The sequence below is a fragment of the Paenibacillus psychroresistens genome, assembly GCF_009728935.1.
GTDB lineage: Bacteria > Bacillota > Bacilli > Paenibacillales > NBRC-103111 > Paenibacillus_AC > Paenibacillus_AC psychroresistens.
The window spans coordinates 2638218-2650498 of sequence record NZ_CP034235.1; the positions used below are offsets into that span (position 1 = coordinate 2638218).

The following is a 12281-nucleotide window of genomic DNA, read 5'->3' on the forward strand; positions in this document are numbered from 1 at the left end:
TATTAATATGAAAGCCGACATGGGAATGGTCGGCTTTATAAATATCTATTATTGCAAACGTTCCCTAAAATGATATACATATCTGATTTATTCTAATATAATTAACAATCAAGCTATATTACGGAAGGAGACGATATTGTGAAAAAAAGCATGTCTAACAAAAAGCTTATTCTTATTACGGGATTATTGCTTATAGGTATTGTTGGTCTAATTATAATGACTTCACAGGACAATAACAGCAAAAGAGCTACAGCCCCCATAGTTGTATTAACTGAGGTATCACCAAGCATTACTGCAACTATTGCGGCAACAGATACGATCCAAGAAACAGCTGATCCAACTCCTGTAATAGCTGTGGAAAAGACATTAACTGAGTTAGTAGAGCAATATGGAAAGCTGAACTTATCGGATGCACATAATCATGATGCAAGTGATTCGGGTTATTTAAACATGGTGGAGACATGGAAGCAGGATAGTGTTGATCGAGTTATTATTTTCGGTGACGTTTCCGAATCAAGCGCAATGACAACAGACAGAATGGCGTGGGAGGCATATCAGGGAAACCCGGACTTCTACATTCCGTATTTCTCCGGTTTTGATTTACACGATAAATCAAGCCTGCAAGTAGTCCGAGATAATCTGGAGCAAGGATACTTTGGATTGGGGGAGATCGCGGCAGCTTCAACCAACTCCCCGGTCTTATCTATGGTTGAGTGGAAAGCGGAAGATCCCATGGATGGCTTCCTGCCACAGATTTACGATATATGTGCAGAATATAAAGCACCCATCCTGCTTCATATTGATCCACCAAATGGGATTGTAATCGATAAATTGGAGGAAGCATTAATTGCGCATCCTGATACGATTTTTATTTTTGCGCATGCTAATGCTTTTAACTCACCTGAAAATATCCAAAATTTACTCGAAAAGCACTCCAATCTATATGCTGATTTCTTTGCAGGTTTTACAGACTCAAACTCTGCGAGCTCGAATAAGCTGGAGGATTTTATTCCAGTTATGAAGCAATTTCCTAATCACTTTATGCTGAGCACAGACTCTGGTTTTGGACTGCAAAGCGAAGAAACAGCCATTGAAGGGATGTATCGTTTAATTGATCTGTTGGGAGACCAAGACCTTGCTCAAAAAATAGCGTATGATAACCTTGATGCTATTATCCAAAAAGCGCCTGCAACAAAAACTCAGCTTGATGCCATTCAAAAGCTGTCTAAGAAAAATGGTCAAACATATGATTTAAAGGCTTTAACAAAGTTTGAGGCGGGTAAGATTCTTGTGGGAGTCTAGGAGGTTGTAAAACGTTGAACATTTCTATTAAAGATATTGCCAAAGCATTAAATTTATCGGCCAGCACGGTTTCTCGTGCTTTAAATGGCAGTTATGGCGTCCATCGCCGCACTATTTCACGGGTTGAAGAAATGGCAAGGAGCTTAGGGTATGTCCCAAATCTTGGAGCTCAGCAGCTAGTAGGGAAACGAAGTAATCTTATTGGTGTATTCATGCCTGAATTTGATTACGAAGCAACACCTGATTTTCATGACTTTTTTTCACCCATGCATAAAGCGCTTCGTACGTTTGGCAAAGATGTGATTATTTTTTCAATACCTTTTGGAGCGTATCAGAATAATGATTTAACTCAGATGGTAGGAAAACGCAACCTTGAAGGTTGTATATTCTTGCCTGCTTTTTCTAAGACACACCCGATCATTAAAGAAGCACTGCGCTTAAATGTTCCAAGTGTGAATTTCGGAGGTGCCTTTGGTACTCAATGCTCTTTGATCCAATCGGATGATTATGAAGGGGGGCGCATGGCAGGCAGGTACCTTGCTGAGAAGGGGCATCGTCAAATCGCCTACATTAATGGACCTACAAGCTTGCAGATTTGCAAGGATCGTTATGCAGGTTTTTGTGAAGAGCTATTTAAAGCTGGGATTACCATGGAGGCTAAATCAATAGCAATTGGGAATTTTAGCGGTGCAAGCGGTGCGAATGCTGTGAGAGAATTGTGGATGCAGAACCCAAAAGTGACAGCTATCTTTTGTGCAAATGACCTAATGGCGATGGGAGCCATTATGGCACTTACTCAATTAGGGATTCGAATTCCAGAACAAGTCTCCATAGTGGGTTATGATGGTGCAGCGTTTACAGGCTATTCGAATCCGCCGCTTACTACAGTTTGCCATTCAGCTCAACGAATTGGTATTCGTGCTGCTGAGCTTTTATTGGAAATCTTGCATCAAGGCAGTAGTAAAAGAGAGCGCATAAGCCCTAACCTGGTAGAGAGGGATTCCGTACATAATATAGACCAAGCTCATTTTTTAGGATAAAATATACAATTATACCAATCCATCTTCATCTAAAGATCGTATAATAGATGAAGGAGTGATTAAGTTATGAAAAAACCGATAATGAGCTTTCTGATGGTTGGTTTGTTCCTTTTAGTGATAGTGGTGATTATGATGCTGAAGGTTCAAAAAAATGCACCACAAGCAGATTTTACAAAAGTCTTTCTGAAAGCGGATCAAGAAATTAAAGCAGCTTATCCAAACGTCTATAGCTTGTTAGCAGCTAAAGATGATAAGCTAGTTTATGAAAACTATTATCATGGGATGGACAAGGCTGTTTCCAATAATGTCATGTCTGTAACAAAAAGTGTGATTTCAGCGTTGATTGGTATTGTGATAGAAGAAGGTAAAATTCGTGGTATCGACGAGAAGCTTGTCGAGATTTTCCCTGAGTATTATGCTTCAGGTTTACAGCCCCTAGCTGATACAATTGAGCTTAAGCATGTCATATCGATGACGGATGGATTTGCAATTAATAATCCCCAGAACGCTTATGATGTGGTAAGCAGCGAGAATTGGATTAAAGCCCATCTCGAGCTGCCGCTTTACGCAAAACCAGGAACGGAGTTTTATTATAGTAACCAAACCACACATCTGCTGTCTGGTGTTATTACCAAAACAACAGGTATGAAAGCGCTAAATTATGCTAATTTGAAGATTTTCCAGCCGCTTGGTATGGATTCGGATAAGCAATGGGGCATGGACCCACAAGGTAATAATATCGGCGGGATTGAGCTGCACTTAACTCCCCGGGAAATGGTCAATTTCGGATTAATGTATCTACATAATGGGCAATGGAAAGGTCAACAAATCATACCTGAGAATTGGATAAAGCTATCTACACAAAAGCAATCTGCTGGCCAATTTTTTGGCTATGGCAGCTATGGATATGGCTGGTGGATGCTCGATAATGATCCGCGCTACACGGATCAATCGATTTATTATGCGGCTGGTTATGGTGGCCAATATATATTCGTAATGCCGAAGCAACAGATGGTAGTTGTGATGACAGCAGAGCTCCCAACGGGGAATTATCCAGATCCGATAAAGGTTTTTACTGATTATATTATGCCGGCGGTGAATCCACATTCGTGAAAACCTTATTCCCACTTTCTATTCGTAGCTTTCGATTTTCATTGCTGATGTATTTGTTAGTGATTGGTTCTATTCCATTGTTAATTGCTGCATTAATTTTTTATCAGCAGTCATCTTCTTTTATCGAGCAAGAGCATAAGGTAGCGCTTGAACAAACACATGAGCAAACGATATTACTGCTTCAGCAGAAGCTTCGAGAGATGGAGCTTATGACAAAGAATATTAATCTGGATTTTGCTGTCCAACAGATTCTGGGAGTCAAAGAAGATCAGACGGATAAGCTCAATGAACTGCAGATCTATATTAATGATCTGCTAGTGAGACAGGTACAGCAAAGTCGGGATATGTATGCGATTTGTATAGCTTTTGATTATCAAGGCAGCACGATATGCTCACAAACAGGCCCAGATCAAACGATGGACTCGGATCGGACGATAGATGAATCACTCTTTAAAAGCTTTAATCCGCTATTCTCGTCCGTAGGTTTGAGTAGTTCAGGACCCGAAGCATATGGAGTTAGATATGAAGATATGCTCTTAGAAACGACAACTGGGACACATCGTGGTCGGATTATCGTAATCCTTAATTTATCGACATTCATGGCCCATTCGAATATAAACAAAACAGAAATACATATAGAGTTTCAGGAGTCATCTGGGAAAACGGTGTATAACAAAGAAGCTTTAGAGAACAGCGAAGGCTCCGGGATTTTGATTTCGGATAAGATGATTTCTTATGGTAATTTAGTTTGGACTTCACACATGACTAATAATCAAGCTTTTACGGCGGGGTCCTTATTACTTTTTCGAAATGTGCTGATATTTATCTTGCTGTTTATCTTGGTGATTTCTTTGCTAAGCTCTCTACTATTTTCTCGTTATTTAATGAAGCCCTTGCTGCATTTGCGAGGACTGATGAAACGTGCGGAGCTTGGGGATTTGAAAGCCTATTGGGTATGGGAAAGCAAGCAGGAAATGAATGAACTGGGTAATAGCTACAATCAAATGCTGAATCGAATCGAGGATTTAATCAAGCAGGTTAAACAAGAAGAAGCTTTAAAAAAGGATGCTGAAATCGAAGCACTGCAATATCAGCTTAACCCTCATTTTTTGTATAACACATTGAATACGATTAAGTGGGTAGCCAAAATACATAAAACACCGCAGATTTCAGAGGTAGTAACGGCTTTAGTGCTTTTGCTTCAATCTAGCTTAGGTAAAAGAGGCGATTTTATCAGTTTGCAGGAGGAAGTTTTACTAGTTGAAGCTTATATGGCGATCCAAATCTTTCGATATGGAGACGATATTCAAGTGTTGTTCGATATGGACGATTTCTCCAAAACATGTTTGGTTCCGAGAATGATTCTACAGCCATTGGTTGAAAATGCCATACTCCATGGAATCAAGCCACTAAAAGGCAAAGGAATCATTACGATTAAAGCTTGGATGGATCGTGATTTACTCTTCTGCGAGGTAACGGATAACGGAGTCGGCATGCCTGCATACATGATAAATAGAGATGGGGAAGCAGGATTCGAGAAAAAAGCTGCTCGTGTTTTCCCAGCACAGCCAAACGTTATGAAGGAACGAATGAGTGGAATCGGCTTGCGGCATATTCGCGAGAAAATCAGGCTTTATTATGGCAACGATTATAAAATGCATATATTTAGCAAAGAAAAAGAAGGTACAACGGTACGAATTACGTTACCAATTCATCGAAACGAAGACTATAGTATCCAAGAAATGCGGTGAAGCTTAATTGAACGTATTGATTGTTGATGATGAACCGATTATTCGAATAGGTTTAAAAACATTGGTGGAATGGGAAAAATTCGGATTTCAGCATGTGGGAGAAGCTGAAGATGGCATTGATGCTTGGGAGCAAATAGATTCGCTTCAGGTTGATATTGTAATCACAGATCTACTGATGCCGCGAATGGATGGATTAGAACTAATCCGTTTGATCCAGAATCATTCACGATCTATCGCTGTAGTTGTGCTCAGCTGCATGGATGATTTCGCATATGTCAAAGAAGCGATGAAGCATGGGGCGAAGGATTATATTCTTAAGCCAACGATGGAGCCAGATCAACTAATGGCTATCCTCTTGACAGTGCGTGAAGATTTGTTGCGAGCACGTGAAATGAGAAGACAGCTAACGAGCTTTCAGCAGGGTCAGGATAAACAGATTATTGTGAATAATTCCATGGATGAGCTGCGAGTATTAGAACCGTTATCACGCAACCCATTTGTAATCAGAGCCTTTCGTTATATGGATGAAAATTATGCAAGCAATATAAGTACGATAGATATTGCAGAGCATGTACGTTTAAGTCGCAGCTACATCAGTGATCTCTATGGCAAGGAAACAGATGAGTCTTTAAGTGAGGCTCTTACGCGAATTAGGATTAGTAAAGCCAAAGCGATGCTGCGTAAAGGCGATCTGAAAATCTATGAAATTGCGGATGCTGTTGGTTTTCTAGACGCTAAGGTTTTTGCTAAAGCTTTCAAGCGCTTAGAAGGCTGTACACCAAGAGAATATGGAGACGAAGATGCTAAGCCGGATTAATAAATTGGATCTCTTGGACCGTAAATTCAGGCGCAACGAACGCGAGCAGTTTAATACCCTCAGTTGTCAGTGATTCCTTATCCAGATGAGAAAGAGGGATAAAAGGTTCCACGACGAGAGTAGCGGTACCTTTGTTCTTCTCTATCCTCCAAAGTCCCTGAACAAAGCCGTCAATGAGAATGGTCGCTTTAATAATTCCATTTACTGTGAAAACACGATTGCGATACTCATCCGCCATAATGCGAGTTCGATCCTTATGAGATAGCAAGACAATATCGAATTCGCCTAGGTAACGAACGGGTACAGAAGTATCGGCTTCAGGTATCTCAGCATCGGGAATATCGAATAATTCTTTGCCAGCAGCATTCAAAAAAATAATGAGACGATGCCGAAGTCGCTCGGTAACTTCACGAATCCGTGTTAGTCCAGACCAAGCTTGCATATCTGAAATAGTGGCTGGACCAACTGCTTTAAGATAGCGAAGGATCAAATCATCAAGCTTAAAATTCGTATTCAATGGCCTATTAAGCCAATGTTCTGCTGATGTATGAATGGCTTGGCCACTGCTGCCCCAAATTCCTCGAGGAGGAATCTGAACGAGAGGCACCAAGGTTCGTGCTGCAACAGAAAGCGCATGTTGATCGGTTTCTGGCCAACTCTCTTGGAGTATTATGCCAAGTTCATTGAAGGTCCGTGGGCGTTCTTCGACTAGACTTCTGCTGATAGCCGCAAGTGTAGTGAGATCTACATCTGTTAAACTTCGCCCGTATGCACCTTTTAACCCATTATTCAAAACGGATTGCAAGAGTGGACGAAGTGTTAAACAATCACGACTGGTTACGAGGAAAATAGTTGAACGCATAAGCGCAATACGTACAGCACTGCGATTTATTAATAATGTCGACAAGGATTCATGAGCAAAACCTTCTATCCTTGTCCACAAGCTGATATAAGCAGGGTTAGGTGCTTGTGACTGCAAACCAATAAGATGCTCAAGTACATCAAGCTCAGGTAATTGAGTTCGTTGTATGAGGAATTGCCTAGCTAAGAGTGCTCGGTTTAACTGACGAGTACTAAGTGAGATCATACTGGATACCCTCCTGAAATAATACTTTTTAAATAATAGCTTTAAGATTATTAATAATTTCATTATAAGGCAACTACCCTGACAACAGTATGGCAGTATTGTTGGATTGGCTAACCATACAACTAAAAGAGACGTCTAACTTAGTTAGACGCCCAGTTTATATTTAATTTTTTATGTTAATAAGGATCCTATGTATTTCGATTTCTAATAACTGCGGAGCATACTGTAAAATCACAAGTATCTTTGAAATAGATACCATCTATCATTTTCACCACGTATTTGCTTTGAGAAATAATATGACCACTTCCAAGATGCTGACCATCTCGAGTCAAAGAAACCGCTATTCCAAATAAAATTGCATTATGGAAGTCCACCTCTGTTTTTAAAAGCTGTCCATGTACCATATAATCACTCCTCGTGGGTTGGTATTAGGTAGGACAGCAGGTAAATGGACAAGGTTACAGTTTTTTTTAAAGTATCATTAATTGCTGTAATAGAAGGGAATAATTCCCTTTAAAACCTACTTGTTATTTCAATTTATGGAATATTATTAGCTATCAGTCTAACAAGTGGAGATTTAAGTTTTTCTGTTTGTTCTTAGAAATGCCAGGTGATAGCGTAACAGAATGATTCCAATTATATACACTCCAGCCGAGTACCACAACGTCCATTGGCGATAGGTCAAGTAATCCGTGAGAATGGTTATCCACTCAAATATAACGGAAAAGCACATACAAGCTATCAGATAAGCAATAAATTTCAATCTATTCTGTGGCATAAAGTTGAGGAATATGGTTCCAATAGCCCCTGGAAACAAGGTTTGAAGCACAATGACTTGCCATTGAACACCAGGGCCAAGCTGATCATAAAGATGGAAAACCAGATCTAGAAACTGATCTGCCTCGCGAGTAATGAACACCATTACCAACCATGTACAATACATTTCTTGGCGAGTCAGATGTTTAGGCATAAACCAAAGAATGAGATTGGCTGCGATTGTTGCGACTATCATAAATAGCAAAAGTTATCATCCTCTCTTCATAAATAAAAATCTGCTAAATAATTATTTATTATGGACATGACAATAAATTATAAACAATAATAGACATATTTTTGAGTTTTAATCGCCACTATTTGGTTACTTCAAATCCACTCTGGGTAGAATAGGGTTATAGGCTGATCCGCTTTCTTACAGAAGAGCAGTGCAGCCGCCTATCTTTGAGTGAATTTGAAGGAGTTCAATTCCATGCATCTTTTGATTACCCTATGCACTGTTTTTGCGGTTTGGCGATGGGCTGACTGGAAGAATTGGCAAAAGTACCATACGACCATGCTCTATATTGTGGTTGGTGGACTTTTGTATGAATATCTAACTAAGGGCTTTGTCCTATGGGTTTTCCATCCTGACTTTCTTTATAATCAGCGAATTACCATTATTATATATGCCATTTTCACCATGCCCCTATCCGTTCTTCTGTTTCTTTCCAATTATCCGCCAACAAATAAACTAAAGCAGCTCAAGTACTTGCTTAAGTGGATATTTATATACTCCATTGCTGAGTTAGCTTTGCAGATCCTCGGTAAAATTACCTATGAGAATAACTGGACTTACTGGTATTCGGTATTGTTCGATGTCATGATGTTTCCAATGCTAAGATTGCATTATGTAAAGCCTCTTCGTGCTTACTTTCTCTCAATAATAATTATTGTCGGATTGATGTGGTATTTCAAAGTCCCTTTTTTATAGTATAATAATGTAAAATTGTCAATTATGGCTTGCATCATCCAGGGTATATTTTTCATTACTTTTATTAAAGATTTTATTGAACATGGTCATGAACTGGTTATTTCGAATTTTCGCTTTACTAGTTTAATAAATTGATCTAACAAATTGACACCTAATCTAACAAAATGTATCTATATTCCAATTCACTTTTATACTATGATTTTCCTAAACGTAGCAAAGGGTGAAAAAAATGAAAATTAGAAAAGCAATTCTAACAACATTGATTCTATTGATTGTTTTAACTATATCTGCATGTAATAAATCCAAGATAGAGACAGAGCCTGCCGAGATTCATATTATGGTTCCTTTTGTAATCGAAGATCAAATCAATAGCAAGGTCTATCAGGATGCGGTTGTGAATTTCGAAAAATTAAATCCTCTCATAAAAGTGAAGCTTGATTATGCGACCCCACAGCCCAATGAGGAGTCTTATAGCCTAGATCCAATTAAGCTTCTTGAAAGCTCAGAGCCGCCTGACATCGTACAGCTATCTGCGAGCCAGCCTATCTTGGCTGATAAGAAGGGTTTATTAATCGATTTATTGCCTTTGATGCAAGCAAATGGTTCTAAGGGAATAAGTATACCCCAACAAATTTTAGATACTGCTGTGATAAATGGTAAATTGCTGCAGATTCCTTACGCCGTCTACCCAAATGTAGTTTATTATAATAAAGAAATATTTGACCAAGCGAAAATCTCATATCCTCAAGGCGATTGGACCTGGGAGCAATTCAGAGAAATTTCCAAGAAGTTAAAAACGACGTATGGTTCGATACTTTCTTACGATAGCGATACTTTGGATATACTTATGGGAAGTATGGGAAAAGGCGTAATATCGTCTGATGGGAAAACAACGGTTGGATATCTGGATAGCCCTGAGGTAGTTCAAACCATTCAATGGTTAAATGCCTACTATCGTGATGATGATCAGAAAAAAGCCCCAATGACTTATATCGATGCTTTTGAACAATTTGATCGTAACAAAACGGCTGGGATGGTTATAAAAGCTGGCGATGTATTATCTAATTCGGCTAATAAAGATACGATGGGAATTGCCCCGTTACCTCATTTCGAAGGAAGCAATCGAGCTAATCAGATTGGGCTTTCTGGGTTTGGCATTTCTCAGAAAAGCAAGCACCCTGAGGCAGCTTGGAAATTTATCGAGTATCTGACTTTAGTCAAGAATGTAGATTCTATCAAATTTGCCGAAGGTTTTCTCACAACCAGTAAATCAATTGCAGATGCATCAGGTCAAAGCTCAGATCCAATCAAAAGTATTCTTGTAGACGAAATGAATTATGCGACTAAATCCTGGGTTAATATAAACCCATACTTTGGCAAAGCATGGAATAAAGCATTAAATGCAGAGTTTGCGGAGCTGCTTACAACGGATGATAGTCAAATCCAACTTAGATTACACGAACTTGCGTTGAAGCTAGATCTGGAGCTGACTCGCTTGAAGGATGTCGATGATCTAACTTAGGTGAAAATTTAACGCTAATGAAAGAACACAAAAGGTGTAAATACAAATAATCGAACAAATGAACACTTTTTCTAACAAAAGGTGTCTATTTTTTATTGCTAAAAAGCGGTAAATTAGAGAGGTAGAGTATATTAAGGTGGTGAACAGGTTATGGAAGACATTATGGAAGAAACGACGAGTAATTCGAAGGTGTTAGAGAATGCAGGTCCCATATTGCAAGCCATAGGGGTTACCCGAACTTTTGGTAGTGGCGGGGGTGCTGTGAAAGCGCTAGCAGGAGTGAATCTATCCATACCTCCAGCTCGGCTTATTGCTTTAAGAGGACGTTCCGGCTCAGGTAAAACCACGTTATTGAATTTATTGGCAGCTTTGGATTCGCCTACGGATGGATCGATTTATTTTCAAGGAAAAGAAATCTCTCAATTGGGGGATAAGAAACGAAATGAGCTAAGAAAACGCAGTATGGGGCTTATTTTTCAATCTTATGCATTATTGCCGTTTATGTCGGCCTATGAGAACGTGGAGTTTGGTTTACGTATTGCCGGGATTAGCTCTCGACATTATAAAAGCTTTGCAGAGGAAGCGCTGGAATTTGTTGGACTTGTAAAACGTATGCAGCATCGCCCGCATGAAATGTCAGGTGGGGAACAGCAGCGGGTTGCCATTGCAAGAGCGATTGCGCATAGACCTACTTTGCTGCTGGCTGATGAACCGACGGCTAATTTAGATAGCAAGATGGGACTGCAAGTAATGAAGGTCTTTAAGGATTTAGTACAAAAAGAGCATATGACGATTGTGATAACAACTCATGATCCTGCCATTATGGAAATAGTTGATCATGTATATGCATTGGAGGATGGACAAATTGTGGATGAAGGCTAAAATGAGAACGTTTCAATACATATTTATTGCAGGACTGGTATTCACGCTGTCAGGCTGTGCGTTATTGCCCGTAGAGGAAGAAGCACTTAAACCACCACTCGTTAAGCCGGCTAAGCAAAGCTTCGAGGTTGTGGATGTAAAGGTTGGATCCATTGCAAAGCAATTAAAAAATGGAGCCTCGTTTGTATCAAGTAAAACACAGGATTTATTCTTTAAACATTCAGGAGGTCGACTGCAGAGTATCATTGTCAAGTCAGGCGATTTAGTTAAACAAGGTGAAGTCATTGCTCGTCTGGATCCGGAGGATTTAGAGAATCGGATCACTCAACAGGAGCTTATGCTAGAAAGAGTAACAATTTTCTATAAACAAGCGGAGCAACAGAATCCCAATGATGCCGTTTCGCTTCGATTGAAGAAAATTGATATTGAAGTTGTACAAAATGAGTTAACGCAGCTAAATGAACAGCTGGAGAAAACGAAGCTGATTTCAACCATTGATGGGATTGTTACCTATGTTTCAGATGCCAAAGAAGGTGATTATATGGGTGCTTACGTAACCATTATCAGTATTTCAGACCCTAAGCATATCCAGCTTCAGAGTCAATTTTCTAGTGCGGGAGATTTAAGCAGTGTAACGGTTGGCATGAAGACAGAAGTAATCATTGCTGAGAAGAAATACCAAGGCAAGGTTTTGCAAATCCCTTCAAGCGCTCCCTATACAGAAGATAAGGATCAACAGGATAAAAACTCAAAAATATTAATTGTAGGCGTAGCTGGCTTACCTGAAAATATTACTTTAGGGGTTTCAGCAGATATTGTGCTTACTTTGGAACAGAAGAAAAATGCATTAATTATCCCAAGATCGGCATTATCCACTTTCCTTGGACGTGATTTTGTCCATGTACTCGAAGGGGAAAGCCGCAAGGAAATAGATGTTGAAAAAGGAATCACATCCTCAACTGAAGTCGAAATAACCAAAGGCTTGAAGGAAGGCCAGAAGGTCATCATTAAATAACATAG

The 12281-nt window shown here is 39.5% G+C and carries 12 protein-coding genes; 9 read left to right on the forward strand and 3 right to left on the reverse strand.

Features of this window, described 5'->3' with window-relative positions:
- Positions 1-138: 138 nt before the first annotated feature.
- The 5 genes from EHS13_RS11850 (at position 139) to EHS13_RS11870 (ending at position 6023) form a co-directional block, all read left to right on the forward strand.
- Positions 139-1302: an amidohydrolase family protein gene (locus EHS13_RS11850; protein WP_227013902.1), complete on the forward strand. Its 1164-nt coding sequence runs from the start codon at positions 139-141 to the stop codon at positions 1300-1302.
- Between the two features lie 14 nt (positions 1303-1316).
- Positions 1317-2342, forward strand: a complete 1026-nt coding sequence (locus EHS13_RS11855) for a LacI family DNA-binding transcriptional regulator (protein WP_155700549.1) — start codon at positions 1317-1319, stop codon at positions 2340-2342.
- 66 nt (positions 2343-2408) lie between these two features.
- A complete protein-coding gene (locus tag EHS13_RS11860; protein WP_155700550.1) occupies positions 2409-3455 on the forward strand; it encodes a serine hydrolase domain-containing protein in 1047 nt (348 codons plus the stop codon).
- Positions 3452-5206 (forward strand): sensor histidine kinase, encoded by a 1755-nt coding sequence (locus tag EHS13_RS11865; protein WP_155700551.1) that lies wholly within the window; start codon positions 3452-3454, stop codon positions 5204-5206. Before EHS13_RS11860 ends, EHS13_RS11865 begins: the two co-directional genes overlap by 4 nt.
- A gap of 7 nt (positions 5207-5213) precedes the next feature.
- The gene (locus EHS13_RS11870; RefSeq protein WP_155700552.1) at positions 5214-6023 is read left to right on the forward strand and encodes a response regulator transcription factor; all 810 of its coding nucleotides are present in this window, start codon (positions 5214-5216) and stop codon (positions 6021-6023) included.
- Here the strand turns inward: EHS13_RS11870 and EHS13_RS11875 are convergent.
- The 3 genes from EHS13_RS11875 to EHS13_RS11885 all read right to left on the reverse strand — a co-directional run bounded on the left by EHS13_RS11875 (position 6010) and on the right by EHS13_RS11885 (position 8122).
- A complete protein-coding gene (locus tag EHS13_RS11875; RefSeq protein ID WP_155700553.1) occupies positions 6010-7110 on the reverse strand; it encodes a winged helix DNA-binding domain-containing protein in 1101 nt (366 codons plus the stop codon). The genes EHS13_RS11870 and EHS13_RS11875 overlap by 14 nt on opposite strands.
- A gap of 188 nt (positions 7111-7298) precedes the next feature.
- A complete protein-coding gene (locus EHS13_RS11880; RefSeq protein WP_155700554.1) occupies positions 7299-7514 on the reverse strand; it encodes a hypothetical protein in 216 nt (71 codons plus the stop codon).
- Between the two features lie 173 nt (positions 7515-7687).
- Positions 7688-8122 carry a hypothetical protein gene (locus EHS13_RS11885; RefSeq protein WP_155700555.1) on the reverse strand — a complete coding sequence of 145 codons (435 nt, stop codon included), beginning with the start codon at positions 8120-8122 and terminating at the stop codon, positions 7688-7690.
- Between the two features lie 234 nt (positions 8123-8356).
- Here EHS13_RS11885 and EHS13_RS11890 point away from each other — a divergent pair, with 234 nt between their 5' ends.
- The 4 genes from EHS13_RS11890 to EHS13_RS11905 all read left to right on the forward strand — a co-directional run bounded on the left by EHS13_RS11890 (position 8357) and on the right by EHS13_RS11905 (position 12276).
- Positions 8357-8857 carry a CBO0543 family protein gene (locus EHS13_RS11890; RefSeq protein ID WP_155700556.1) on the forward strand — a complete coding sequence of 167 codons (501 nt, stop codon included), beginning with the start codon at positions 8357-8359 and terminating at the stop codon, positions 8855-8857.
- 229 nt (positions 8858-9086) lie between these two features.
- The gene (locus EHS13_RS11895; RefSeq protein WP_155700557.1) at positions 9087-10379 is read left to right on the forward strand and encodes an ABC transporter substrate-binding protein; all 1293 of its coding nucleotides are present in this window, start codon (positions 9087-9089) and stop codon (positions 10377-10379) included.
- A 150-nt stretch (positions 10380-10529) separates the two neighbouring features.
- Positions 10530-11261, forward strand: coding sequence for an ABC transporter ATP-binding protein (locus EHS13_RS11900; RefSeq protein WP_227013903.1), 732 nt, complete (start codon positions 10530-10532; stop codon positions 11259-11261).
- Positions 11251-12276, forward strand: coding sequence for an efflux RND transporter periplasmic adaptor subunit (locus EHS13_RS11905; RefSeq protein WP_227013904.1), 1026 nt, complete (start codon positions 11251-11253; stop codon positions 12274-12276). Before EHS13_RS11900 ends, EHS13_RS11905 begins: the two co-directional genes overlap by 11 nt.
- The last annotated feature ends 5 nt before the right edge of the window (positions 12277-12281 follow it).